This is a genomic window from Bradyrhizobium sp. PUT101, assembly GCF_052043945.1.
In the GTDB taxonomy this organism is placed as follows: domain Bacteria; phylum Pseudomonadota; class Alphaproteobacteria; order Rhizobiales; family Xanthobacteraceae; genus Bradyrhizobium.
In genome coordinates, this window is the sequence record NZ_CP197207.1 from 1,952,536 (window position 1) to 1,978,327 (window position 25,792).

The 25,792-nt window shown below is 61.3% G+C and carries 15 protein-coding genes and 2 pseudogenes; 7 read left to right on the forward strand and 10 right to left on the reverse strand.

All coding sequences use genetic code 11. The features are described 5' to 3' along the window. The first annotated feature begins 20 nt into the window (after nucleotides 1–20). On the forward strand, nucleotides 21–1,640 hold the full coding sequence (locus ACSHT2_RS09615) for an AMP-binding protein (protein WP_440641349.1): 1,620 nt from the start codon (nucleotides 21–23) through the stop codon (nucleotides 1,638–1,640). A gap of 367 nt (nucleotides 1,641–2,007) precedes the next feature. On the opposite strand, the gene ACSHT2_RS09620 is transcribed toward ACSHT2_RS09615, so the two are convergent. From ACSHT2_RS09620 to ACSHT2_RS09655, 8 genes are all read right to left on the reverse strand, one after another. After that, entirely contained in the window at nucleotides 2,008–4,347 is a 2,340-nt protein-coding gene (locus ACSHT2_RS09620; RefSeq protein WP_440641350.1) for a N,N-dimethylformamidase beta subunit family domain-containing protein, read from the reverse strand. A gap of 67 nt (nucleotides 4,348–4,414) precedes the next feature. Continuing rightward, entirely contained in the window at nucleotides 4,415–4,780 is a 366-nt protein-coding gene (locus ACSHT2_RS09625) for a hypothetical protein (protein WP_440641351.1), read from the reverse strand. Between the two features lie 82 nt (nucleotides 4,781–4,862). Beyond that, nucleotides 4,863–7,187 (reverse strand): N,N-dimethylformamidase beta subunit family domain-containing protein, encoded by a 2,325-nt coding sequence (locus ACSHT2_RS09630; RefSeq protein ID WP_440641352.1) that lies wholly within the window; start codon nucleotides 7,185–7,187, stop codon nucleotides 4,863–4,865. A gap of 78 nt (nucleotides 7,188–7,265) precedes the next feature. Next, a complete protein-coding gene (locus ACSHT2_RS09635; RefSeq protein ID WP_319339121.1) occupies nucleotides 7,266–8,915 on the reverse strand; it encodes a branched-chain amino acid ABC transporter permease in 1,650 nt (549 codons plus the stop codon). 3 nt (nucleotides 8,916–8,918) lie between these two features. Then, nucleotides 8,919–9,800: a branched-chain amino acid ABC transporter permease gene (locus ACSHT2_RS09640; RefSeq protein ID WP_440641353.1), complete on the reverse strand. Its 882-nt coding sequence runs from the start codon at nucleotides 9,798–9,800 to the stop codon at nucleotides 8,919–8,921. A gap of 3 nt (nucleotides 9,801–9,803) precedes the next feature. Next, the gene (locus tag ACSHT2_RS09645; protein WP_440641354.1) at nucleotides 9,804–10,571 is read right to left on the reverse strand and encodes an ABC transporter ATP-binding protein; all 768 of its coding nucleotides are present in this window, start codon (nucleotides 10,569–10,571) and stop codon (nucleotides 9,804–9,806) included. Next, nucleotides 10,568–11,344 carry an ABC transporter ATP-binding protein gene (locus ACSHT2_RS09650; protein WP_271529227.1) on the reverse strand — a complete coding sequence of 259 codons (777 nt, stop codon included), beginning with the start codon at nucleotides 11,342–11,344 and terminating at the stop codon, nucleotides 10,568–10,570. The genes ACSHT2_RS09645 and ACSHT2_RS09650 overlap by 4 nt, the downstream gene beginning before the upstream one ends. Continuing rightward, nucleotides 11,344–12,627, reverse strand: a complete 1,284-nt coding sequence (locus ACSHT2_RS09655; protein WP_440641355.1) for an ABC transporter substrate-binding protein — start codon at nucleotides 12,625–12,627, stop codon at nucleotides 11,344–11,346. Before ACSHT2_RS09655 ends, ACSHT2_RS09650 begins: the two co-directional genes overlap by 1 nt. 619 nt (nucleotides 12,628–13,246) lie before the next feature. Here ACSHT2_RS09655 and ACSHT2_RS09660 point away from each other — a divergent pair. After that, nucleotides 13,247–14,278, forward strand: a complete 1,032-nt coding sequence (locus ACSHT2_RS09660; protein ID WP_440641356.1) for a response regulator transcription factor — start codon at nucleotides 13,247–13,249, stop codon at nucleotides 14,276–14,278. Nucleotides 14,279–14,295: 17 nt separating this feature from the next. Here the strand turns inward: ACSHT2_RS09660 and ACSHT2_RS09665 are convergent, their stop codons facing one another. Both ACSHT2_RS09665 and ACSHT2_RS09670 read right to left on the reverse strand, forming a co-directional pair. Next, nucleotides 14,296–15,459, reverse strand: a complete 1,164-nt coding sequence (locus ACSHT2_RS09665) for an MFS transporter (protein ID WP_440641357.1) — start codon at nucleotides 15,457–15,459, stop codon at nucleotides 14,296–14,298. A 67-nt stretch (nucleotides 15,460–15,526) separates the two neighbouring features. Further along, a complete protein-coding gene (locus tag ACSHT2_RS09670; RefSeq protein WP_440641358.1) occupies nucleotides 15,527–17,485 on the reverse strand; it encodes a primary-amine oxidase in 1,959 nt (652 codons plus the stop codon). 575 nt (nucleotides 17,486–18,060) lie between these two features. Here ACSHT2_RS09670 and ACSHT2_RS09675 point away from each other — a divergent pair. The 5 genes and pseudogenes from ACSHT2_RS09675 to ACSHT2_RS09695 form a co-directional block, all read left to right on the forward strand. Beyond that, nucleotides 18,061–18,264 (forward strand): annotated as a pseudogene (locus ACSHT2_RS09675) (sugar ABC transporter ATP-binding protein); the annotation flags it as partial. A 998-nt stretch (nucleotides 18,265–19,262) separates the two neighbouring features. After that, nucleotides 19,263–19,581, forward strand: a pseudogene (locus ACSHT2_RS09680) (winged helix-turn-helix domain-containing protein); the annotation flags it as partial. Between the two features lie 591 nt (nucleotides 19,582–20,172). Then, entirely contained in the window at nucleotides 20,173–22,482 is a 2,310-nt protein-coding gene (locus ACSHT2_RS09685; RefSeq protein WP_440641359.1) for a TonB-dependent siderophore receptor, read from the forward strand. 712 nt (nucleotides 22,483–23,194) lie between these two features. Next, nucleotides 23,195–24,664 carry a type II and III secretion system protein family protein gene (locus ACSHT2_RS09690; RefSeq protein WP_440641360.1) on the forward strand — a complete coding sequence of 490 codons (1,470 nt, stop codon included), beginning with the start codon at nucleotides 23,195–23,197 and terminating at the stop codon, nucleotides 24,662–24,664. A 616-nt stretch (nucleotides 24,665–25,280) separates the two neighbouring features. Beyond that, nucleotides 25,281–25,781 (forward strand): EF-hand domain-containing protein, encoded by a 501-nt coding sequence (locus ACSHT2_RS09695; RefSeq protein ID WP_440641361.1) that lies wholly within the window; start codon nucleotides 25,281–25,283, stop codon nucleotides 25,779–25,781. The last annotated feature ends 11 nt before the right edge of the window (nucleotides 25,782–25,792 follow it).

Here is a 25,792-nt window from a genome sequence, read left to right on the forward strand (position 1 = left end):
GAACTGCATGGAGCGCGGTCATGTGCGAGACACGTTGCAACTCCTCACATCTTTCCTACCAGTCCGCCGATCTCAGCGAACCCATCTTGGACATTACGCTTGGCGATGCTCTCCGCAGGGCAGCCGCCACATGGCCAACTCGTTTGGCGCTGGTCGAAGGCACTTCAGACAGGGCGGCGCGGCGCCGTTGGACTTTCGAACAGCTTCTTGCTGATTCCGAAGCGGTCGCTCGCGCGCTCTTGATGCACTTCAGCTCAGGCGAACATGTCGCAATCTGGTCGTCAAATGTGCCGGAATGGGTCCTGATTGAGTTCGGCGCGGCTCTTGCGGGATTGACGCTTGTTACAGTCAATCCAGCCTATCTCGGCGCCGAGCTTGCATCTTTGCTGAAGCAATCGCGCACATGCGGTGTATTTGTACAGGATACGTATAGAGATCGGGACCTCGTCGCCACCGCGAACGAAGTCCGCCACTTGCTTCCGAATCTCCGCGAGGTCATCCCATTGTCCTCATGGGCGGATTTTGTTGAGAGCGGCGACAAAACTGTGCGACTCGCCTCTGTGACGCCAGACGATGTTGCTCAGATCCAATACACGTCAGGCACGACGGGGACACCGAAGGGAGCTCGCCTTACCCATCGAAATCTGGCCAACAACGCCCGGATATTCGCGCGGACGATAGGGGCCGGGGAGAACGACATATGGATCAACCCGATGCCGATGTTTCACACGGCCGGATGCAGCCTCTGCACGCTCGGAGCGCTGCAAACGGGCGGAACACATGTCTTGCCTCCTGCCTATGATCCGCAACATATGCTTCGCTTGTTCGAGGAGGAGCGTGGAACGACATTACTCTGCGTCCCGACCATGCTCGTGCGCATGCTGGATGCACTCCCGGCCGTCGATCGAGATCTCTCATCATGGCGACTCGTCACGCTCGGAGGCGCGCCTGTTCCTCCCGAATTGGTCCGGCAGGCGCAGCTATACGGCTTGAAAGTCGCAATCGGCTTCGGCCAGACGGAAGCCTCCCCCTATTTGACACATACGCGGCCCGACGATCGTCATCCCGACTGGACATCGACCGTGGGCCCGCCGTTGCCGCAGACAGAAATCAAGATCGTCAATCCCGATACCGGCGCGACTGTGCCACGAGGAGAAATCGGCGAGATCTGCGCACGAGGATACTCGATCATGAAAGACTATTTCGACGATCCGGACGCCACATCGTCAGCGATCGACTCTGAGGGATGGCTGCACACCGGAGACCTTGGAAGTCTGGACGAATATGGCTACTGCCGTGTACAAGGGCGTCGCAAGGACATGATCATTCGCGGAGGCGAGAACATCTACCCGCGCGAGATCGAGGATATCCTTCATACACACCCGGCTGTTCTCGATGCTTCGATCGTTGGCGTACCTGATCGCGACTGGGGCGAGGTCCCCGTCGGATTTGTTCAGACCAAACCGGGGCATCAGTGCGTCGCGAACGACCTGATTGCGTTCTGTCGGGAGCGACTCGCCTCGTACAAGGTGCCGCGCATCTGGCGATTTGCAGAGCACTTTCCGCAAACAGCATCCGGCAAGACTCAAAAATTCAAGCTCCGCGAACTCTATCTCAACGACGAAGCGACGTCCGGGTGAGCGCTCGACCCTACCAATGGGTCTGTGCGCGGCAACTCGTTGGTGTGAAGGCTGCACCAAGCCTACGCGCTTTGGGTCAGCCCACCACTCGCAACGGTCCGGCGGCAAGTTCGAATCCTGGCGGGCCCAGTCGCTTAGTGATCTTTTTTGGCTCCATCGAGATCAGCGCAACGGGAGCTGCACCAAATACGTGCGCCTTCGTCCGGTCCCAAGAACGACGGCCGATGCTGGACTTCAATGGATCTTTCTTGATCTCTCGGCGCACACGCGGCCAGCTAACCGTCTAAAAACGTTGACCTATCGCACCAATCCATCATGGGCAAGTTGGAGCTAAATCCAGCCAATGATATCTAATTTCCCATGCCGACTAGACGGCAAGACGCTTGACGCCCGTTGCCTTCGTTCCGGACTTGCTTACCGAGCTAGGCAACGGCCCCGGCTTGACGAACGCATCCACCACATTACCCAGAAGCTGCGAGACGTTGTTCTCGAATCCGTTGATCGGCAGGGCACTGCCGAATGCGATGGATCCGGTTGCTAACACCGCGCCGTTGTTCGGCGCCTCGAAATACACCATGTCGGCCCGCAGGATATAGTTGTGCGTCCCACTGAAACCCTGATGCGCGTGAGTCCCCTCCTCGTCGTGGGCGATGTAGTTGTCCGGATGACCACCCGAGGAAGCAATGATCTTGGTGTTGGGCGGCGTGCCGAACCCCAGCTTGTAGCAGTCGATCTCGATGCCGGCCGCTCCACCGTTGCCGAGGCCGAAATCGCCGATAAGCTCCCCCTCGATCCCCTCGGTGATCCAGGCCAGTGCGGGGTCATAGCTGTCCGGCATCCGCCGGTAAGGCTGGCTATGGGCAAAGCCCTCGCCCGCAAAAGTATTGCCGACCAGCTTCTGCCCCCAGCGCTGGAAGCCGGTCCAGATTCCGCCCATTTGCCCCGTCGTGGCGAGGTAGTACTCGCCCGGTCGTGCCGCCCAGGCTATCCAGTGCCCACCGGTCTTACGACATTCCATGATCCACGGCTCGTCGTCGCGAAATGCCACATTGCAGCAGAAGCTGTTGGCGCCCATGCAGATGAAGCGTCCGCCACCGGCGATATAATCCTCGTGCGCATCGAGCATCCGCTCGGAGTGATATTCCGGATGGCTGGAGTTAAGGATGCACGCGTAGGGAGCCATTGCGGCGACACCCTCCATATGAACATCTTCATCGGTCAAAATGTCGTAGTCGTATCCCTTGTGCTCAAGCCAGGCCAGGATCGAGAGATCCGCTGGAAAATTCCAGGGCAGGTCGAACGCCGAGATCCGATATTTCGGCCGCATGTTCACCATCGGGCGATGGTAGCTCGAGTAGCAGATGCCGGCGCCATCCGCGTGCGAGTCGTAGCAACCTCCGCCGAACTCCGGATTTTCGTAGATTTCGATATCGACCTCGGAGATCGTCGGCGGCTGACCGGCCATCGGCTGCACGATGTGGCCGTCGGTTGCGAAACGCTCGTTGGCATAGGCGAGATAGGTCGCAGTGGAGAACAGCAGGGCAATACGCCCTGTCGGGACGCGAGGCCGCACGAAGAAGACCATGTATTCCTCGGCCAAGCCCTTACCGTCGCCGCCGCGCAGCCTGATCGCGTAGGCGCCGCTGCGCAGGGTTGCAGGCAGCTCGAGCGCCTTTGTGACTTTCCAGTTGCTGTCGATCATCGCGTCGGCATGGAATTCGATGCCGCCGTATTGATGCGGGGCGAGACGGAAGCAGTCGTTGCGGCCGTTCCAGTTGTAGCCGGTCTGCGCGCGCACCGGTCTGTTGTAGCCGCTCGCATCGAGACGGTTTGGTCCGATGTCGACCACGACATCGCCGATGCCATGATCGGTGTAACCCTTCGTGGTGTCCCAGTATGCCACCATGCCGTATGATGGAGGCTGCTCGCCCGAGCGGATCGCGTCGAGCTCCTCGCGAGTCAATGGCCGATCGAACACGCCGCAGCGATCGACCTTCCCGCAGTAGAGCTGCGACACGAAATGGCCTCGGAGCGCGTGCCAGTCGCGTGAGCCGGCCACGAGGAACGGCGTATCGGCCAGGTTGGTCTGCCGAAACCGAAACACCTCCGACACATGCGAGCGATATTCGACCGGCGCGACCTTGCTGAACAGGCTGTTGTAACGGTTGACGACCCCCTCCTGGTAGAGGGTGGCACGACCGCTTCGGGCATCGAAGGTGGCCGCAACGAAATACCAGGCCTGCTTCTGCAGCGGCAGCTCGGCGTGCAGATAGTCGACCTCGTTCCCGTTCCCGACCCAGAACTCCAGCCTGCCGCTCGGATTGATTCCGAGGCCGTAGCCGTGATTCTTGTCATTGTCCCAGCGGCCGAGCAGACATTGACGATGCCCGACATCCGGCCAGGTCGGCCAGATGAATGCACAGAGCGTGATGCTGCCATCCAGCGCGAGCTTGCGGCCGGGATCGACGACCTCGAGGAAGGATCCGACCTGCGTGAATTGTTTCTCGACCCGCCAGGTGCCGTTGGCGACGCAGTCGATTTCCTCCTCGATGAATCCCGGACCGTGCGGATGCTCATCCCCATGGATCAAGCGCACGAGATGGGCTTCAGCCGTCGACGTGCCGTCGGCGCTGACGTGGAACTGAATGGTATCGCCGGGCTTCACCGAGATCTTATCTGCGTAGCCGAATATCTTGATCTGCGCCATGGTGCGGAGTTTCCAATCGAGAAGCTGGACGAGGCCTCAGGCCCCAACCAGCGTGTTGCAGCTAGCTCTAGGTTTCGAGAAGATCTCGGATGCAGCGCAGGAATAGGCCATGACAGGCGTCGTTCGCCGACGCATAGATGGCCTCATCAACCACGCGCGGGGGAACGCCCCGATGCCCCGACAGCCTGACCACCTGATACTTGCGGAACGGCTTGACGACCCTGACCGCATATCTTTCATCCAATGGTCGCTGGCGGAAATAGATCAGCAGTCGCTCCAGCCGCTCGCTGTGTTGGCCGAGCGGCGACCGCCGGTGCTCATCGATCACCTCGGGCGTCACAAGCGTTCGCAGGAACTCGCGGCGGAAGCCGTCGAAGCGATCCCGGACGATGATGTCGCGGTCCTGAGACCTGTCGTATTCGAGAGGCAGCATGCTCAACTCCGCGCCTTCTGCAAATGTCTGTCGCGAACGGTCCCGGCCGGGCGTACCGGCACGGCATCCCGTGACGAATGTTTCAAGCCCACTGCTTTTCCTCATTGACCCAGGCAAATCCGGGCAACCTGCCCGTCCCGACGAACGCCTCGACGACGTTGGCCAGCACGCGGGACGCGCTGTTTCTGAAATTGTTGACCGGCAGGGATTGCGCGAACGCGACCGAGCCGCACGCGAACACCGCTCCCCCATGCGGCGCCGTGAAGTAGGTCATGTCGGCATGAACGCGCCAGTCATACGACCCATAGAGGCCGAGATAGGAATAGAGAACGAGCTGCTGGTTCACGACGTAGCTGTCGGTGTGCCCCCCCGACGATGCGATGATCCTGGTGTGCGGCGGTGTGCCCAGGGCGCGGTCGTAGTAATCGAGAGCCAGCCCCGCCGCGCCGTTGTTGGCAAGGCCAAAGTCGCCGATGATCTCGCCATCGACACCTTTGGTGATCCAGGACACGGTGCGGTGATAGCTGTCCGGCATCCGCCGGTATGGTTCGCTTCGTCCACCGCCCGAGCTACTTAGGCCGATCCCGACCAGCTTCTGGGTTGCCCGTCCGAGCACTTTCCAGGGGCCGCCGCGCATCCCGTCCGTGGCCATGTAGTGCTCGCCGTAGCGCGATATCCACGGCTTGTACCCGTCATCACGTCGGCGACACTCCACGATCCAAGGTTCGCCATCGCGAACGCCTGCCGTGGCGTTGAATCCGTTGCCGCCCGCATAGATGTAGCGGCCGCCGTCGGCGATATAGTCCTCGGTCGCGTCCAGCATGCGCTCGGTGTAGTATTCAGGCCGCGCGCCGCTGATAACGCAGGCGTAGGGCGACAATGCCGCCGATCCATCGCGATGCAGGTCCTCGTCGGTCAGGACCTCGTATTCGAAGTCGCTCTGGTCGAGCCATGCGATGATCGAGAGATCCGCAGCCAATCCCGAGGCAACGTCAAGGCTCGGCGTCCTGTATCTCGGCCGCATGTTCATGATTGGACGATGATAGGAGCTGTAGCAAACTCCACTGCCGTCGGCGTGCGTATCGTAGGTCGACAGCCCGAAATCGACTCGCTCGTACATCTCGATATCGATGTCGGACAGCACGGCCGGCTGACCGGTCAATGCTTCGCGTTCCGGATGATCGAAGCTCAAGCGCTCGTTCGCGAAGGCAAGATAGGTCAGCGTCGGAAACAGGAATGCGATGCGCGCCCGCGGTTTTTCCGGCCGCACGAAGAAGACAACGTGCTCCTCGCTGAAGCCCTCACCGCTACCGGAACGCAGCCGCATGGCATAGCAGCCGCTTTTGAGCCCGCGCGGCAGGGTGACGATCCTGGTCGCCTTCCAATTGCAATCCGTCAGCGCGTCGGCATGAAACTCGATACCCCCGAACTCGTGCGGCGCCAGCCGGAAGCAATCGGTGAAGCCACGCCAGTTCCAGCCGGTCTGGCCGCGAACCGGCCGGTTGTATCCTCGGGCATCCAACTTATGCCGCCCGACGTCGACCACGAGATCGCCGATGCCGCGATCGGTATATCCTGCGCTCGTGTCCCAGAACGCGATCAGGCTTTCCATCGCGGGGACAAGGCCGGTCCGGATCGTGTCGAGCTCGGCGGGTCTTAGAGCCTGGTCAAACGCGCCGCACCGGTCGATCTTGCCCCAATAGAGTTCCGACACGCATGCACGCTGCTGCGCGTCGCGGCCGCACGACCCCGCCATCAGGAACGGAGTCGCGGAGGGGTTGGCGGGCCCGGCCTGGAAGCTCGTGGTGCCCCGGCAATCGTAATCGAGCAGCGCAACCTTGCCCAGCAGGCCGTTGTACCTGTTGCCGACGCCAACCTGATACAGGGTCGCGTGCCGAGTTTCGGCATCGAAGGTCGCGGCCACGAAATACCACATCTGCACTTGCAGCGGCGCATCGGCTGTCAGGGACTCGACCGCCTCTCCGCCGCGTCCGATCCAGAACTGCAGACGGCCGTTCTCGTCAAGGCCGATCCCATAGCCTTGCTTGAGGTCGCCGTCCCACCGGCCGATGATGGTTTGGCGCTTTCCGGATGCAGGCCAGGTCGGGTGGATGAAAGCGAACAGAGAGAAGCTGCCCTTGAAGGCCAGCCAGCCCTCGCGATCATCGACCTCGAGGAACGATCCGACCTGCGTGAACTGCCGCTGGACTCGCCACGTGCCGTTCGCGTCGCATGCCACCTCTTCCTCGACGAAGCCCGGTCCGGCGAGATTTTCGTCGCCGTGGATCAGGCGCACCAGCTGCGCCTCGGCGGCATCCGTTCCCTCTGCACTGACGTGAAACTGGATAGCTTCGCCCGGCTTGACCGAGATCTTGTCCGTGTAGCCAAATAGCCTGACCGGTGTCACCACCAACTCCTTTGATCATGGTCACTCGAATGTCCGCCGTGCACGCCGGACACGGCTCCATTCGTGAATTCGAGCAGTTCAGGACTCCAGCAGGTCCTGAACGCGCCGCATGAAGACGCCGTGGCAGGCCTCGTCCGGGGTCGAGTAGATCCTGTCCTCGACCACGCGCGGTGCTACGCCGCGATGGCCGGATAGCGCCACTATGCGGTACCCCTCGAAGCGTTCCACGGCCATGATGGCGTACTTCTCCACTTGCGGACGGGTGCGGAAATAGATCAGAAGCCGCTCGAGCGCCTCGCTGTGCTGTCCATTGAGGGAATGGCGATGCTCCTCGATGAGCTCCTGCGACACCAGCGTCTTGAGATGGTCGCGGGTCATCTTGTCGTAGCGCCGCTGATAGATGAGGCTCTTGTCGTCGATCTCGGTCGCCTCCTCGGGCAGCATCTCGCCGCCCTTCTCCGCCCTCGTGGATCTCCGCTCGCTCTTCTTCTTGTCGCGCCAGGCACGGAACTGCGCCTTGATCCCGAACAGCCCGTTGCGCAGGTAAAGAACGACCAGCAGCATGATGAGGCCGATGATGATAAAGCGCGCCGGCCCCAATGTGTTCAGCACCTGATCGAAGAACACGACGATGAGGGTACCGACCACCGCGCCTTCCGCACGTCCAACGCCGCCGATCACTAGCATGGCGAGGCCGAGCAGGACGGTGTCGAAGTTGAAGATCGAGAACGCCACGCCGCCGAAATTCGACGTATAGAATCCGCCGATGAAGCCCAGCGCGGCCGAGGAGATGAGGAACACCCAGATACGCGCCTGGCGAAAATTCACTCCGGTCGCCTCGGCGAAAGCCTCGCGCTTTTCCGGCGCCATGCGAAGGATTCGGCCAAGCCTGCGGCCGTTGACGAACCGGTACAGCAGCAACGCGAGCAGCGTCAGACCGAAGCAGGCGTAGTACGCCAAGAGCAGCTGACCCAACTGCGACCAATCTTCCGGCACATAGGTCGTTGCGCCATACAAGCCGCCGTTGGCGGACCCGAATTCCTTCGAGGTGACGAAGTACACTCGACAGAGCTCGTTGAGCCCGAGTGTGAGGAGCGCGTAGTAGAAGCCATCCAGCCGCGTGGCCGGCAGCGCGATGATCCCGCCGAAGACCAGGCCCACAAGCGCGCCGATGGGTGGCAACAACCACCAGGGCAGCGCGAACTTGACCGCGAGCAGTGCCGTAACGAAGGCGGCCGTACCGACCACAGCATAGGTGGCGAGCGAGAAGACACCCGCGGTGCCCATGATGAGCATCCAGCAAAGGCTGATGGCGGAATAGATGCCGAACGTGGCTCCCGCCGTCAGCAGCGTATTCTGCAGATCGACGGGCGTGAACAGCGGTGCGATCGCCAGCGCAAGAAGCCCCAGCACCCACCAGATCGGCCGCTTGTCGACAATCGTCTTCTCCGCGCGTAGCGTCTTGGGATTGTATTCCCCGCGCAGGCGCAGCACCCGGCGGCGCGTCGGCCAGTAGCGAAGACGATTCCACATCATTCCGCCATGGCCCGGCCACTTGTAGTAGTAGCGCAGGCGTCCGACCGGGTTCAGCTTCGTCTTCGCTTGACGGGCGCTTTCCCAGACCTCCTGATGGCTTCGGAACGGAATGGTCGGAAGTTCTTCCACGTCGCGCTTGCCACCCCAGACGAAGAGTGGATTGCGCCATTTCATGCCGCTATCACCGGACATTGCTCAGGCCTCCCTTGCCTTGTCGAGAAGCCCGGCGATGCCGCGCGGACGGACCAAGAGGATGACGATAATCACGACGAACTGGGTGATGAGGACGTAACGGCCACCGATCAACATGCCTGTCAGCGCCTCGTTCAGGCCGAGCACGATCGCGGCGATGACGGCGCCGCGCACGCTGCCGAGTCCGCCGCAGAGCGCAATGCTGACGCCCTTGATCATTGGCATCAGCCCACCAAACGGGGAGATGTAGTAGGTTTGGGAGAGCAGGACGGCCGCGAGACCCGCCAATCCGCCCGTGATACCCATGACGTAGAAGGAGGTCCGCCGCACGCCGATGCCGACGATGGAGGCCGCATGAGGATTCATCATCATGGCGCGGATTTCGAGGCCGCGGCGGCTCGACTGCATCCACCTGAGAACGATCGCCAGCATCAGGATGGACGTTACCACGTTGCCAACCTTGTCCGCCGTGAAGACCACGCCCGGCAGTGATACCGACCAGTTGCCGAAGATCTCGGGCAGGCTCTTCGAGCGCGGACCGAACCACCAGAGCAGGAATTGCGTGCCGATCAGATTGATCGCGAGCGTCGCAACCAGGCCGCGAATGGTAAAATTCGGCTTGTCGTGGATCGGTATGAAGCCAATCGCACAGATGATCACGCCCCCGAGCGCGCCGGCGAGGATTCCGGCGGCCAGCACTGCAGGGCCCCAGGCGGAGAGATGCTGGGAGAACAGCCAAGCGCCGTAGCCCGCGAACGCGAAGATGAAACCGTAGGACAGGTTCAATAGACCGAGGCTCGACCACGTGATCGAAATGCCGATCGCGAGCGTGCCATAGATGCAGGCAAGAACGATCGTGTTGCTGACGACGAACCAGATATCCACGTCTTAGCCCTTTCGATGAACGTTCAACGCGAGAGCCGCAGAGGCCTCGCCCTTGAGCTTGCCGACATGCATGCCGATGACGCGGTCGACCCGTCCCTCGAGCAAGGCAACGTTCTGCTCCGCGATGATCATGGCGGCGTCCCCGAGCTTGACGTCCATCAGTGCATTGATCACGCTCTTGCCGATCTTGGGGGCCAGCCCGAGCGATGGCTCGTCGACGAGGAAGAGCGACGCATCGGTCATCAGGCCCCGGCCGATCGACACCATGCGCCGTTCGCCGCCCGACAGGCGCCCCACCGGCACCTCCATCAGCTTCCGCAACGGGGGAAATATCTCCAGGATACGGCGCTTGCGCGCCGCCCGATCGCGCCAGGCCACCGCTGTATAGGCTCCGGAATCGAGGTGCTCCTCGACGGTCAGGCCATGGAAGATCTCGTCACCCTGGGGTATCAGGGCCAAGCCCGCGCGCACAATCTCGTGGGTATAGCGTCCCGGCCCCTGGCTACGCGTGCGACCGACTTCCTTGCCATTCAGCCTGATCGAGCCGCGCTGCCAGCCGGTGAGCCCCGCAATCGCGTAGAACAGTGTCGACTTGCCGTGACCGTTCAGGCCGACGATGCCGATCCGCTCACCGCATTGGACGACGAGATCGAGATCATGGATGACACGGACCGGCCCATAGCCAGCGGACAGCCCCTTGACGTTCAGGACCTCGCGCTGGGGCCGACGCGCCGGACCGCCGGCGGCGCGATTGTTCACGGCGATGTTCATGCGTCGCCCTCTTCGCTGAAATCCTCGAAATAGGCCGCGTGAACCTTCGGATCAGCCATCACATCCTCCATCAGTCCCTCGGAGATGACCTCCCCTGCATCCATGACCAGAATGCGGTCGGAAATCGTCCCAAGGAGTTCGATGCGGTGCTCGACGATCAGGATCGCGATGTTCATCTCCTTGGCGAGGATGCGCAGCAGGGTGTCGATCTCGTCGACCTCCGAATTGATCAGGCCCGCCGCCGGCTCGTCCAGCAGCAGCAGCGACGGCCGACGCATCAACAGGCACGCCAGCAGCAATTTGCGCCGGTTGAAGGTTTCGAGCTGCGTTGCCGGTGTGTCGTCGCTGACCTTCAGGCCAACGAGGTCGGCGCCATATTCCGCGTCGAACCTGGTGAGAAACGGATGGTAGGCCTGGCGCGCCGCCTTGAATGTTTCGCCGACGGTCAGTTCGTCAGGGACAACCGGGGTCTGGAATGTGCGGCCGATCCCCAGTCGCGAGCGGGAATAGAGCGGCAATGCGGTGACGTTCTCACCCTTGAACAGGACCGCACCGCTCTTGGGACGCATCCGTCCGGACAGGATCTCGAACAGGCTGGTCTTGCCCGCACCGTTCGGGCCGATGATGCCCAGCACTTCACCGGCATGGACGTGCAGGTTGATGTCGCGGAGAATTTCGCGGCCACCAAGGTCGAGTGAAATGCCGCTGCAGGAGAACAGGATGGGCTTGCCGCCCTGTTCGGCCTTTTCGCTGGAGGAGAGTTGCCTGAGCATCAGCTCCACCACGGCGCTGAGATCAGCTTCGTTTCCGAGACCGGACCGGGATAGACGATCTTGTGCTCGCCACCCTGGACCTGGACATAGAGTTGCGCGACGCCGGCCTCGAGCTTGTGTGCCTGCAGTTCGTCGCCGCCATTGTCGGGAAAGTGGAGTGCCTCCTGGTAGGGATTGCCCATATCGACGTAGCCGCAGACGCCGCGCTGAGGATTGGCACGGATCCAGTTGCAGACTTCGCCGAACTTGCGGGGATCGCCGACAGCTTCCCAGGCCTTCTTGAGATAGTAGGTCTGGTCATACGCTATACCGGTGTAGGCGAGCCCGGCTATGCCCGGGAAACGCTTCTTGTACTTCTGCCTGTAGGCGAGACCTCTCTCGTCGCCGTAGATGCCCATGGTCGTACCCCACACGAAGCCGTTGGCAGCCGACCCGGCAAGCTCGAGGAATTCCGGCTGGGACGGGCCGTACTGGAGATACACGAGCGAGTCGCGCACCGGGCTCGCCACGAACTGCTTGCAAAAGGCGGCGTATTCGGCGGCCACCCAATGGTCCACCATGATCGCGGCGGCATCGACTTCCTTCATCTCGCGGATGACCGGCGCCCAGTCCTGCACCGGATATTGGATGTCCGTGATCCGCGCGACTTCAAACTTCCCGCGCCGCTTGATCGCTTCCTGCGCTGCTCGCGAAATGGTCTGGCAGTAACCGATCTGCTCCTGGATGATGTGAACCTTGCGGTTCTTCGGCTTCCAGACGCCCCGCCGCTCCTCGTCCTCCAGCCAGAGAGCATAGCTCCACCCGTAGTTCACTTCCGACGGGCAAAACTGGAAGATATGGTTGTACTTGTCCGGATGCTCCTTGACGGCAGAGGTGCCGGCGCGTTGCGCGTTGCCGTTGATGTACGGACATTTGTATTTCACGGTGGCGTCCATCGCCGGAAGCGGGACGAGCGTGAATGCGAGGGAGATCGCATCGACCTTGGCGTCCACACAGGCGGCGAGCGCCTGCTTGGAGGATTCCGGCGACAGAACATTCATGTCCGTCGTGAACAGCTTCAGTGGCCTGCCGAGGATGCCGCCAGCGGCGTTGATCTCCTCCATCGCGAGCGTCGTGCCGTTCAGAAAGTCCTGATGATCCGCAACGCCGGCGGCGGCGGTCTGGCAGTAGGGAACGCCGAGAACGATCGGCTGCGCGGCAAATGCCGTTCGTCCAACAAATGGTGCGGCGACGGCCGCGCCGATGCCCGCGGTCACTGAGCGTCTGGTGAGCTGGGAAACCATCTAAGTAACCTCTCCTGCAATCGAGCGCACGTGTCCTCGGCATCGCGACCGGGACCTGGCCGGATTCCTGTTGGGCTAAGACGGCGCTGTCAGCCGACGTGTGATAGCGGCTCCGACCCGTGTCGATGCGATCGAACCGCCTGGACCAAAGCCTCCGTTTTCTGCCGATTTTCAGCAATACGTCAGCTGACCGATTTTGGAGTCGGATCTGGAGGGCCCGGAGCGGTCCAGAACTACGCCGCAGGTGCAGACAAGGGCTCGGGGTGACAACTTGCGCAGCAAGCCAAGCCCAGAATTTCATCAATCGGCGGCGCTGCGGGTCCGCTTGCGTCAGGAATGCTGGCCCTGAACGAGACCAAGTGTGACACTCCTTTGACTAAAGGAGCGACCGCTTCTAACATGCACTTGCAATTTTCAGCCCGGTGTTTGCTTTCGATCCGGACGATCGGATCAGCGGAGTGAGAATCCACCGTGTTGATGCGGCAGCTCGCCTTGGTTGGCGCGGTCCTTGCTCTGAGGTTGCAATCGGCCGAGCAGACCGATCGTCAACGGCCAAGAAAAAGAATTCGATCACGAACCGTCGGCAGGATCTTTCACGAGCTGGAGGCTCACCGTGAAATTGGCAGCGATCGACCATGCGATGTCAGCAACGGTACGGCTCGACGCGCCGGCGGCAGCCCTGAATGATCAGATCATCGATCAGGCGACCCAGGTCACCCGTCTGTTGCGCGAGTTCGTGCGGAGCGAGGCAATCGCCCTTGTGGCGATGGACCCGATATCCCGAACCCACCGCCCTCTGGCCGACGACGGATACACGGACAGAACGATGGCCTACGTGCTCGACGGATTCCCTGCCGCCTGCCCGGCTTACGCCATCGCGCGCGAGAAGGACACGCACTCACTGCGTTGGCGAGACTACAGGCGTGACTGGAATCTCCATCTGCCGGATACATTCACCGCCCAGGAATACCTGATGCCGGATGGATTCAGCGAAGGTTCGACGATGTGCCTGCGCGTCGCGGATGGCCGCTACATTGGGGCCATCCATATGAGCTGGTCCAGGGAGGCGCACGCCACCGACGAGCGCCGCGAGATGACGGAGCGCTTCCGCCCGATTCTGCTCAACATCTGCGATCAGCTGAGAGCGCCACAGCTTCTGGCCGATGAGCTGGCGCCGGGCTCATACGCCCTCGCCGTCTCGCCGAACGGTTTCGCATTCCACCTGCCCAACCGCAGTCCGGGGCCGCATCTCGGCGAAGGCGGAGAGCTTCGCCGGCTCGTGTTGGAAAAGGCCAAATCCTCGAAGCCGCAACGCTTCATCTGGCCCGACGAGGCCGGCCGCTGCCATCAGGTCACGATCACGCCCTGCCGGGGAAACATCCTCCTGATCACGGAAGAATGTATTCGCTGGCCGTACAATCTCTCGCTCCGCGAGATTCAAATCCTGCACCTCGTGACCAGCGGCGCTTCAAATCCCAACATTGCCGAGCAGCTCTTCGTATCGCCCCGTACGGTCTCCACGCATATCGAACACATCCTCGCCAAGATGAGCTGCGATTCGCGCACGCGGCTCGCGGCCTTGGCGGTGTCCGAAGGACTGCTGCTGGCGGAGAACCCGTCGCGACGATCCCGAAAGCTACGAGGCGATTGACCAGTCCCGCGACGGCATCAGCTGGATAGCCTCTCCTTCCCGGAGGCCCCCTTCAGCAGCATCGCGAGCCCGGCCGCCACGAGGCAGGCGAGGCCAACGCATGCAAAGCCGACCAGGTAGTCCGCAAGGCCGAGGGCCCCGACGCCGGCGGAAGCGATAGTGGCTCCCGTCACGTGCGCTGCCATCATCCAGCCCATCGCCGGGCCGATGCCGCGACTGCCGAGATTTGCGGACATCAACCTCACGAGCGCAGGAAACGTCAGCGCCGCATCGAGGCCATAGAGCGCGCCGAATCGCGCCAGCTCGACAAGACTGAGGCCGGTGAACGGCAGCCAGAGCAGGACGAACGCGCGGGCGACAAAGTAGGCGGCCAGCAGCATTCGTGCGGGATAGCGGTCCGCGAGATACCCGCTCGCCACACCTCCGATCGCGCCGCCGAGCAGGACGATGACGATCACGTCGGCGCTCGACGAAAGGCCGAGACCCGCGCTCATGCAGAGGATACCGATCTGGCCGTCGATCAAGCCGGATGTCGACGCGCCACAGATGCAGAAGATCACAGCCAGCGCCCAGAACCGCCAACTCCTCCTCTCCGAACACGAAAGCGCGTGCGGGCTGGATGCTGACCGATGCGGTTCGGCGCCCTGCCTGGATGCGGAGGCAAGCAGGAATGCCACGAAGGCCGTCGCCAGGACAACAATTGCGGCGGCATGGAAGGCGGTGCGCCATTCGGTAGCCTCCACCATACGGGATGCGAACAGCAGCCCCGCCATCGATCCGAGGATCTGAATCGACATCACGACGCCAAAGCGCGTGCCACAATGCGCCGCGCTTCCACGACTGCCGGCCATGGCGCCCAGAATAGATGCGCTCAGCGATCCGCTGAAGCCGACGCCAACTCCCCAGGCGAGAACGAGATGCCAGGGCGATGTCGCGCGCGTCGTCAACGCAAGCGATATCGCGAGGAGAACCAGGCTGGTGAACAGCGGAGATCGAACGCCCCATCGCACGAGGCCATGCGCCGCAAGCGGCGACGCAAATGCAGAGACGGCAATGCCGAGCGTGATCGGCCAGACGACGTCGGAGGTTTGCCAACCCAGATCCTGCTGAACCGGGATGGCCAGCAGCGCGGGGAGGACACGCGCGGCCGAGCTCACAAAGATCGCAAGAGTGACGGCCACCGGGGCCCCCGACATTGCGCACGCTTGCCGTCCGACGAACAGGGGCCGTGCGGCGGCGAGCGGTGCCCTATTCGGCGGGCTGCGCATGACAGCTTGCGGCGTTCCTGTCGGGCGCAAGGTCGATACCGGGATTGCGGTCGAAGAAGCCGCTCGGCATCAGCTTGAAGCCGGTGAAGATGCAGGGTTGAACCGGAAAGTCCTCGGGACGGACCTGATGGTGAAGGCCGAAGACGTGCCAGAGCACGATATCCGTGTTTTCGATGCTCCGGTTGTTTCTGACGAAATCGGAGACACCTCCCCTTCCATCCGAGTGGTTCATGTGCTCGCCAGCCGGATAGCGCTCTTCGGGATCGAAGGCGGTGACCCAGAGCTGGTTCTTGATGAAGCTCGACCGCCGGCCCGACGGCGACTCGGGATGGATGAACGGCGTCACCGGATGACTTGCCTCGAGCTTGTAGCCCGTCGGCGTGCCGACCCAATTCTTGCGGCCGGGATTGATGACCTTCCAGGCCCGATGCGTCGCCGGGTTCGCCTGGCGACAACCGCCCAGCTCGGTCTTCAGAACCGTTTCCTCCTCGTAGAAACCGTTGCCATAGACATTGTCCGGCCCCCAGGGATCGGCATGCGTATTGAGTTCGACGACACTGTTCTCGTCGCCGTCGACGTTCATGTCCAGCCGCGCGCAGAAGATGTGCTGGTGAATGTGGCCCACGACGCCGGGCGCGACTTCCTTGCCGTATTTGCCTGGCCGTCCCGGATGACACGCGGCGGTGTTGATGATGCCGGTTGCCTTGAGCTCGAACTGGATCGAGCCATCGGTGTGGAAGTACCAGAAAAGGCCGTATTCATAGTTGGCGACGGTCGCGATGCAGGAAACAACCAGCCTGCGGGCGCGACGCGACTCGACATTGTTGGACCGGAAGTCCCAATGCTTCCACAGCAGGCCTGCATCCTCCTCATGAATGCAGATCGCATTCTGGATCGTGACCACGTTGCCGTCCATCGTCGCAAGGTGTGCGTCGAGATAGGAGATGGCGCCGAGGCAATCGCAGCCGAGCTTGAGCGAATTGGCCAGCTTGCCGATCCCGTATTCGCCGATGTCGAAGACGTTCTTTCGGAAATGACCTTTGTCGGTGGTGCCATATGGCACGACCATTTCCACCAGCGATACACGGTGCGCGATCGGCCGTCCGTCATAGCTGATGTCATGCAAGGTCAGCCCTTCGCGGGAATTGAAGCCGACGAGCACCGACCAGCGATCCCACTCAAGCCGATGTCCGTCAAGCCTGAAGGAAACGCCCTCCGGTTGAACGATGTTGAGAGGCTTGTAGGGAGTTCGATGGTTCTTGATGAACTCCGCCTCATAGTTCACCTCCGCTTTGGGAATCGGGATGATCTCGTGGTCGTCGACTCGGATGATCTCGTAGGTCTTGATGTCGACCACAGCGTTCAGGCCGCCGATTGGGTGCGCATAGAGATTGTCGTTCTCCCGCAGACGCAGCCAGGCGAAGACGTGCGCGAGATATCGGCCATCCTCACCCGGAATGTCGAAATTGCCCGCCGACCACGGATCGATGCAGACAAGAGACATGTCCTCGATGCCGCGCTTCTTGCAAGCTGCAATGAACTCGGGAGCCGCGCGAACAGCGTCTTCGATGGCCGTAAACTGCTCGAGCTGGATCATCGGCTTGGCCGTTCGCACATATTTCGACGTGAGAACTTTCCCTTCCGCAAGCGAAACCGTCAGGCGCCAGATGCCATTCTCCCTGACCTTGAACAGATTGACCCGCGCCGCTCTTGTTGTGGAATCACCCGGCTTATACTGACGCACGAGTGATTTCTCAGGCTCGAGAAGTTCGATCGTCTCAAAGAGAAACTCGGCACCGTACTGTGGATCATTGCGAACGATCCGAACCACCGCGCCGATTTCGGCAGCCGTCAAGGGATCGAGAGGATGCTTCACGGCATCCGCGTTCGGCGCGTCCGGGACGCACGTGCAGGACGACGAGGCAGTGACAGTGTCCATAGGTTAGCTCCTTGCATAGGCGACTGGGCGCAGACGAGCGCAGCGACGGAATGCGCGCGCACGCGTGCATCCATTAAGAGCCGTACCACCGCGGTGCTGGCGACTCACGACAGCCGCCAGGCAGTCTAAGCGCAGATCACGCCTCGATGGATCGTTACTCATCGGACGAACGCCTGGTCCGGTTTGCTCGCTGACAGATGGCCGACTTTCTTCCGGGCATCGCCACCCGACAATACGTCAGTTGACCGATTTGATAATTCGCCCGTCGAAAACTGCAGAGAGTTAGGGGGGCACGCATAGAGTGACGGAATGCGCGAATGGACGAGTCGAGGCGGTCATGGCCCAGCAGCTCGCGCGCGCTCCTTACTTGGTAGACGCACCCACCATCGTCGCGCGGACAAACGTTGCAATGCGACGGCAACACTTTCTTGTGAATCCGTCACGGCAGTCGCTGCACCCGGCTGGCTCGCGACCAGACGTTCTGAACGCCAGTCCAACGTCCATGCAACGGGAGGAGACATGCAGAACCCCTACAACAGTCGCCCGGACAAGAACCTCGCCAATTTTCAACCGCTGACGTCGGCGCCATCGTCGAGATCCACGAGCTGATCAACCGGCTCGCCGACGACGGCAGGGCGGTGGTCGTGATCTCCTCCTATCTGCCGGAGATCATGGCCCTGTCCGACCGCATCCTGGTCTCCCGTCAGGGCAAGGTCGTCGAGGAGTTTTCGGCGACCGAGGCGAGCGAGGAGAAGATCATGTACGCGGCGATCCATTGATCGCTGGATTTGACGAACGGGGTCAATTGATCTTGGGTTCTTTGATCTGGGATGGGCTGCGCTTCCGACCAAACCGCCCTTCATGGGCGAGACGATATGGGTGTTTCTCCACTTACCTCCGGTCCAGCGCTCAATTCGCATCTCGCGCCGATCGGGCAACAGCGAACAAGCGGGGTCCACGTCAGTCCACGTCCGCAAGAGCCAAGATGCGCAGCTGATCCGTCCTAGTGCTGGCGTGTATGTCCTGTGTTCGCCAACGGCAGCCCGCTCGGCTGGTCGCATTTTCGCCTCTTATCCGGCCTTCTCCTTCAACAGTGCGGTCGAGTCTTAGCAGACGGGTGAACTGCCGCGACCCTCATCAGAAGCATTGAACCGCGTCGAAATTGAAGCCAATCATCCCCGAAACCCGAGGAGGCTCCGTTGCCCGACATGATTGCTTCTCAAGCTGTCAGATCGGCAGGCGGCTCCGGCCGAAACACCACGCCCGTGCGCAAGGTTGCATTTCCGGACGCGGCAAGCTGCTGCATCACCATGGCGGCAGCTCAAATCGGAGCACAAGGCTGATGGCGGACGGAACAACAGAGGCATGGCTTTCCTCCCCAAAGATCCGAAACGAGCGTCGAGCGCTGCATCCCCCAGTCCGCGCGAGCACGGCGACAAATTCACGGGCATCATCGTTCATGCGGTTGCGCCTTATCCATGATCCATAATCGTCGGCATCGGCGTCACCGACGACATCCTGCCCTGCTCCAGCCTACCGACTGTGACGAGCACGCGGCGACGCGCCAGGCTTGCGCAGCAAAGGTCTTCAGTCGCTCCGTGAGCGCATCGGGTGCAAACCAGATAGACGGCCTGGCCGCAACGTAGCGACGGACCAGCGTCGGCAGGGTCAAGAGCGCGTAAAGCCCAAGCAACCCGAAGGAGTGGCCGAACAGCGCGGTGCGGTTGGGATCGAAGGCGAACTCGTGCGATATGGCCGGCGCTAGCTCGCGCTGAATGGACGAGCCGCGCGCGCCCGCGATCCCGAGCGCGGAGGCTATCGCTTTCAACGGCTGGAAGCTGGAACGACGTGGCCGAAAGCTCATCGATCCCAGCGAGGCGGAGGTCCCGCTCAGCAAGGGAGAGTACACCTTATTGCTGGCGTTCCTCGAGGCGCCACAACGTCCCCTGACCCGCGAGCATCTGCTTCAGGCGGCCCGCATTCATGAAGACTTTTTCGACCGCAGCATCGACGTTCAGATGCTGCGGCTGCGGCCCAGGCTGGAGGTCGATCCGAGTGCGCCACGCGTCGTTCAGACCGAACGCGGCGTCGGCTAAGTCTTCGCGGTTCCCGCAGATCCGTTCCAGCGCACGGCCGGGAGCAACGGCAATGTCGTCAAGTTCGATCGCGCCCATGTCATCCGACGCGCGACCGAAGCACCCGTTGGAGTTGGTTACGTTCGGGCGGAGAGACGCTGACCGGCTGGCTCTCGCCATGTGGGCCGGGAACGAAAGATCGGAAGAGCCGCCGCCGCTCTCGACGATCGGACATTGCGCGATCTCGGGATCTGCAGCGCTCGGAAATCGAGTGGGCTATCGCAAAAAACGTTCCGCTTGCAATCCAAGGGCATGACGCGTGTCGAATTTGAGCTGAAAGGCGACCTGCGGAGTGCAGGTCCGGAAGCGCCATGACTGGCTGACAGAGTCGTCGCCGATCTGCAGCTTTTCCGGGCGACAACTATACGCAATGTTTTCGTAATGCCGCTGTCTACGTCGTAATGACGCTCGACGTTTCTGCTTGTTGCGAAACTCGTTCGTACGCCGCGTTTTCCAGCGATTCTAGTTCTTCACTGCGCGGCTTTCGCGAAATTCGTTTGCGGCGTCTCCAGTCACTCGGCATGACAAAAGCCCATGGCTCGGAGGATACTAATGCAACTCTTCGGTCCGCCCGGCTTTCACGGGTATCGTTTCCAGGTGTGTCTATCCACCGCACTGGTCGTCGCGCTGATGGTGCTCGCGCCCACGCGTGGCAGAGCGCAATCCGCGGACCAGGTCGCGAACTCGCTTCCTCCGGTGGTCGTGCATCCGACCGAGAGCCGGCGCAGCCCAGTTCGCTCACAACGCACAGCCCGCAATATCCCAGCGACGCGAACGGCAACTCAGTCGGCGCGCCAGACCCAGATCCCGCCGTTGGCTCAATCGTCCGCGCCTTCGGTCTTCCAGCGCGGCACTGATCCAATCTCCGGCTTCGTTGCCAGCGTTAGCTCCGCCGGCACCAAGACCGACACGCCAATTATCGCAACACCCCAGTCGATTTCGGTGATCAGCCGCGACAACATGGATGCTCGCGGCGTTTCGTCCGTCGTCGAGGCGCTGCAGTATACCGCCGGCGTTAACGTTCAGCCCGGCGGCAAGGACCCGCGCTATGACAACGTGTACATGCGCGGTTTCGACAGCAACGGCTACGGCAACTATCGCGATGGCCTGCGGGAGAGTGCGAACCCGACGTACTCATCGCTGTATCGCTCTGAGCCGTATGGACTGGAGCGCATCGATGTCGTGAAGGGACCAACCTCGGTGCTCTATGGCCAGAACGCGCCCGGCGGCTTGATCAACCTCATCACCAAGCGACCGCCGGACCAACCGTTCGGTGAGATCGTCGGCACCCTGGGCAACTACAATCGTTTCCAGGGCGCATTCGACCTGGGCGGTCCGGTGGATAAGGACAAGACCCTATTTTACCGGTTGACTGGCTTGCTCCGCGACTCCGATGCGCAGATCGCGCATTTCTCGGATTACGTGAAGGACGATCGCCAGTTCATCGCGCCTACGGTAACCTGGAAGCCGACTGCCTATACCACCCTCACCGTCCTATCGGACTACCTGCACGACGTGACGGGAAACGCTTTTCCTTTGTCGGTAGCCACACTGAAAGGCACCACAGTCACGAATGTCTCCGCGTTTCCACTATTTCTTGGAGATCCGAGTTTCAACAAATTCGACCAACAACAGTATCGGATCGGCTATCAGTTCGAGCACCGCTTCAGCAACGACCTGATCCTGCGCGCGAGCGCACGTTACGGACATATTGATCTGGATTATCGCTATCTAACGTATTCGGGCACACCGCTCATCACTCAGACCACCTACTCCCGCGTTGCGCGCGAGGTCTTCGAGAGTTCTGACACACTGACCTTCGACAACAACCTGACCGCCACATTCGCTACCGGTCCGCTACAACATACGGCCCTGCTCGGCACCGACTACCTGATGTACAACGTGTCTGATCGAACCTTTACCGGTTCGGCACCGTCGCTCAACAGGCTCAATCCAGCTTACGGCGTGTCGGTTGCGACACCCACGACCCCGTACCAAAGTATCGACCAAAGCATCAAGCAGGTTGGGGTCTATATGCAGGACCAAGTTAAGCTCCAGAACTGGCTCTTGACCATCGGCGGTCGGTTCGATACCGCGACACAGCGAACGCTCAATCTACTGACTCCGACCAGCAGCAGCAGCTCGGACGACACGGCCTTCACCAAACGCATCGGCCTATCCTATGTGCTCAATGACAGCCTTGTCCCTTACGTCAGCTACTCGGAGTCATTCCTGCCAACGACGGGCGTCGACTATTCTGGCAATGCCTTCAAACCGACAACCTCGCAGCAGTATGAAGGCGGCGTCAAGTTTCAGCCCGCCCGCAGCGTCCTGCTGACGGGCGCAGTATACGACCTGACACAGCAAAACGTGCTGACCCAGGATCCGTCGCACAGCGACTACAAAGTGCAGATTGGCGAAGTCAATTCTCGCGGATTCGAAGCTGAAGTCATCGCGGAATTTTTGCCGGGCCTGAACGTTATCGCCTCATACACTCAACAAGTCGTCAGAGTGACGCAGAGCAATGATGGTTATACGGGCAAGGCGCCGGTGCTCGTGCCGGGAACGATGGCCTCAGCCTATGCTGACTACACGTTTCAGAGTGGCGCGCTTGCCAATTTCGGGTTTGGCGCCGGCATTCGCTACAATGGCAAGACATTTTCCGATCAGTCGAACACCATCGTCAATCCGGACTACACGACGTTTGATGCGGGCCTTCACTACAAGATGGACAATGGAGTCACCCTGGCGCTCAACGTGAGGAACATCGGCGACACGGTGAGAACGGCCTGCACGGTCTCGGGCGGCTGCCAATACACGTCTCCACGTGTGGTGACTCTCATCGCAAAGTATCGCTGGTGAGACAAAGGTGAGTAACGGATATTGGAGCCGCCGGCATGTGCAGAATGTCGCGATCGCAAGTCGGAGCTCCGAGCTGCTGTCACGGGCCACCGGATTACAATAGAGGCCAGAGGAGTCTTCGTGCGGGCATGACGTGCCGTCGAGCGTATCAGCGGACTATGCCGCCGGCACCGGCCGGCCACCGTCTCCGACCTATTCGACACTGGGGAATTCCGTTTGTTGTCCCGGATGCAATGTGGCGCCTTCTGCCACCCCAATCAGCACTCGATCCGGCTTCTTGCAGCTTCCAACTCGGCGGCGAGTGGCGGCGTCAGGCTTAGAGAAGCTTGAAGATGGTTTCCTCATCGTCCTGCGCCCGAGCGCGCGATTTCGGCCAGCACGCGCGGCAAAGGCTCTTGCGGGCGATTAAACCCTGATTCACCGAGCGACTCGACACGCATTGAACGCAAAATCTATGGCATCGGGCAACGGCTGGCTATGTTGCGGTATTGGTGCGGAAGCGGATGCGTCATACGAAGGCACTGGCATTGCCAGCCATCGGTTCGTGCCTGCCGCTGGGGGGGAATGTTGGCGTTCTTTTCCCTCGCATGTCGCTGACCTCAATTTTGTTTCAGTTGTGTTGGAGGCGCCTGAACGCCTGACCCGCAACGTTCAATCCGCGTTGGTCGCCACATGCTCCTGCGAGGAACCCGTGACGTCCTCGGAGGATGAGATGGCAAGGATAATCGTTATGCAGGGCGGCATCAGACCATCGCTGCGTGCTTCCGGGCACTGGCTTTCAGCGCTGCTCGTTCTGGCGGTTGTTTCCTGTGGACCGTCGTCGGGAGCGGCCGCTGCGGACCGCAAATCCGCGAGACAAGGAGACGCGATCAGCCAGTCCGATGCGAGGTTTGTGTCCCTCGGCATAGGCAAATCGATCGTGATCGATCTTCCACGCGATGTGAAGGACGTGCTGGTCGCGGATCCCAAGATAGCCAACGTCGTGCTGCGATCGACACAGCGCGCCTACATCATCGGCGCCGCTGTTGGGCAAACCAACGTCGTGTTCTTTGATACTGTCGGCCAGTCGATCGTCGCCTACGACATCGCCGTCAAGCGCGACCTGAACGGTGTTCGTGCCGCATTGAAGCAAGCTCTTCCCACCGCCAATGTCCAGATCGACGGCGTCGGCGATGGCGTAATCCTGACCGGCACCGTCGCGACACCCCTCGAGGCCCAGCAAGCCAACGATATCGCTACACGCCTCACGGGAGCGGCCGACAAGGTCGTCAACTCGATCGCGGTTCGGGGCCGCGACCAGGTCATGTTGAAGGTGACGGTCGCCGAGATTTCACGCGAGATCGTAAAGCAGCTTGGTGTCGATCTCAGCACGAGCCTCAGCTCAGGCACATCGGTTGTGAGCCTGGCGAACTCGAATCCATTCACGGCCTACGGCAAGAATCTTGTCGATGGCAACAGTGTGACTCTGTCGGCCGGTGGAACGACGGCCACGTTGAGGGCGATGGAGAAGGCGGGCGTCGTACGCACGTTGGCGGAACCTACGCTGACGGCGATATCGGGAGAGGCCGCCACCTTTGTTTCCGGTGGGGAGTTTCCCGTTCCCGCGGGGTATTCTTGCGACCCAACGACCCATGTGTGCACGACGCAGATCAGCTTCAAGAAATTCGGGATGTCGTTGAGCTTCACGCCGGTCGTACTGGCGGAAGGCCGCATCAGTTTGCACTTGATGACCGAGGTGTCGGACCTCTCGAACGAGAACTCGATCACCTTGTCCCAGGCGGTGAGCGACAACACGACCAACTCTCTGACGGTTCCCTCCATCAAGACGCGCCGGGCCGAGAGCACGCTCGAGATCCCGTCGGGCGGGTCCATGGCAATCGCCGGTCTGATTCAGGACCAGACAAAGCGAGCCGTGAATGGCTTGCCCGGACTGATGCAGGTGCCGCTGCTGGGTGCGCTCTTCAGGAGTCAGGACTTCGTCAATAACCAGACCGAGCTCGTCGTCCTCGTGACGCCTTACCTCGTTCGCGCCGTGAGTCCGAGAGAACTGTCGCGGCCGGATGACGGCTTTGTCGGGCCGAGCGACCCGCAAGCCACGCTCATCGGCAACATCAATCGCCTATATGGCCGAGCAGGATCAACCGGAGCCCGTCGCGGTGATATCGGCTTCATCACCGATTGACGCGTTGTCCGCCCGTCGCGCCCCGGCAACGTTCAGGCAATCTCTGCAACATCCATAAACATCTTCGTCAATATCCCGCGGTTGTCCGGGCATAGGACGCACCGGGGCTCTACGGATCAGGATTGGCGAAATGCTCTTTGAATTCTTGGCGGTGCGCATGGAATTGGTGCGGCCTGCCTCGCCCTGGTCGGAATCAGCCCGTTGCGCGCAGAGCCGGTGTTCGACGGTCTGGCCGGGGTATAGTCCGGCACCGGCACGATGAAGCCATCGGACGGCCCCTGCGAGAAGGTTCGCTGCAAGATGGCTTATGAAGTGAAGTGATCTGGCTCATGCGCGTCAATTCTTCATACGCAGCAATTCCTCGCCGATTGATGGAGCTGCATCGCAACAACATCGCTTCGTTCGAACTCAGGATTTTCCAGATGTTCGCGCTTGAGGACCGTCGCCTCGGCCCCTCGACGTTGACGCATCCCGAGCAACTAGCGGCGGTCCTCTCACCCGTCCCGAACTCTCGCCGACTTATAACAGTCGATTGCCGCAGGCCGAGGCCACATTGCCGCCGCTGGCGGCTGGTTGCTCGGCCCATCACGCTGGTCCCACCTTCTGGTTCACTCGCATGACTCGCGCACTCCGAGCCGCCCTGTGTTCGCTCGTCGCCATCGTATCCTCATTCGTTTGGATCTCTCGTCCTCATGCACAAATGCCGCCGGGGGGCGCGCCGCCGCCCCGAGCCGATCCCTTTCCTGACGGGCCGCCGGTCTGGGACTACGATCGCGACGGAACGTACAGCTGCGACGAATGGAAGAGATACATGGACCAATTGTTCCGATTTGCCGACCAGAACCGCGACGGGGTTCTGAGCGGATCTGAATTCCCCGCTATTCGTCGCGTCGAGCGGATGTTCGCGCAGGCAGAGCTGGGATATTTCGACGACAACCGCGATGGAAAGGTGAGCCGCTCCGAATTCGTGGACAAGCCAAGCCGGTTCATCGGCCTGTACGACAAGAATGCCGATTGCAAGGTCACGCCTGCGGAGTTGAAGAACAGCACATCCGCGCGACCCGGCGGCAGCCCGCCGGGTCCGAGTGGTCCGGGAGGCTTCGGCCCGAAGTACTAGGTGCTTAGTGC